This is a genomic window from Streptomyces sp. NPDC059900, from assembly GCF_050270335.1.
Classification (GTDB): Bacteria; Actinomycetota; Actinomycetes; order Streptomycetales; family Streptomycetaceae; genus Streptomyces.
Window position 1 is genome coordinate 1 of record NZ_JBNNJZ010001151.1, and the last position, 1126, is coordinate 1126.

Sequence of the window (1126 nt, forward strand, 5' to 3'; positions counted from 1 at the left end):
GTGCAGGGCGTCGGCGCCCAGGAGCGGATCGTTGATGTACGGATTGGGCGGCGTCGCGTGGTGCAGATTGGCGACGTTCGCGCCGTACTCCGCGATCTCGGCGGGTGAGACGTACGCGTGGAAGTAGCGCTCGGAGAGCTGCCGCGCCGGGTCGAGGGGCTTGAACGGGGTCAGGAGCAGCCGGAACTCGAAGCACCGGCTCTCGCCGGCGCGCAGCGCGAGCGGCCCGCTGAAGGCGGAGAGGCGGCGCACCCCCTCGCTCGTGCGAAGGCGCACCCCGCCCGCCCCGTCGCCTGCCCAGGAGTGCGGTGTGCGCAGGGGCTTCTCCCGGTAGTAGTTGGTGTTCAGCGGCCGTGCGTAGTGCTCGTCGCGCAGGCTGAGCTGGAGACCCGCCGCCGGGTCGCCTAGCCAGAACGCGTCCTGGTTGCGGGTGGGTGTGTCCCAGTTCCAGTCGTACGCGGCCGGACACGCCCGGCCCGTCAGGCCGAGCCCCATCGCATAGCGCGCGATCTCCTCGCGGACCGGCACGTCCAGCGTCACGTCGACCTCGGTGTCGGCCGTGGCCTCCAGCGTGGCGCGCACCACGAGGAAGCCGTCGGCCTCCAACTCGCCCTCCGTGTGCAGCAGTACGTCACGACCGGCGGCCCGCGACGACCAGCGCGCCCGCGCCGGGCCCGGCCGGTCCAGGCTGAGCGGTCCGTGTTCGAGGCGGTGGCCGACATCCAGCGTCACGGGCGCGGCCAGCAGGTCGCGCGGCGGCCCGTCGGCGCGCGTGACGGCCGGGGTGAAGGCGGAGAGGAGCCGCCGGGGCAGGCCGTCGGGGCCGAGTTCGACCGTGCGGCCCAGGATGGTGAGCCGATGCCCGCCCGCCGCGTCCGCCGCTTCGTCCGGGGTGACTTCGACCGGGGTGATCTCGACAGGGGTGACCTCGACCGGGGTGAACGGCGCCACCGGCTCGTCGTCCTGCGCGAGCGCCGAGTCCAGCCACCCGAGGCGCGCGAGCCGCCAGGGCTCACCGGCGCCGCCGTCCGCGACGACGTCCTGGCCGACGGTGAGGCGCAGCGGCAGCACGCGCTCCGGGGCGCCGGGCGCGCTGACGGCTATCTCGCCCTCGTACAGGCCGGGC

General features: G+C 74.7%; 1 protein-coding gene. It reads right to left on the reverse strand.

The annotated features are described in order from the left end of the window. Nucleotides 1-1126, reverse strand: a 1126-nt coding sequence (locus tag ACQKIP_RS47990) for a glycoside hydrolase domain-containing protein (RefSeq protein ID WP_427745933.1), incomplete at both ends; no start/stop codon positions are given.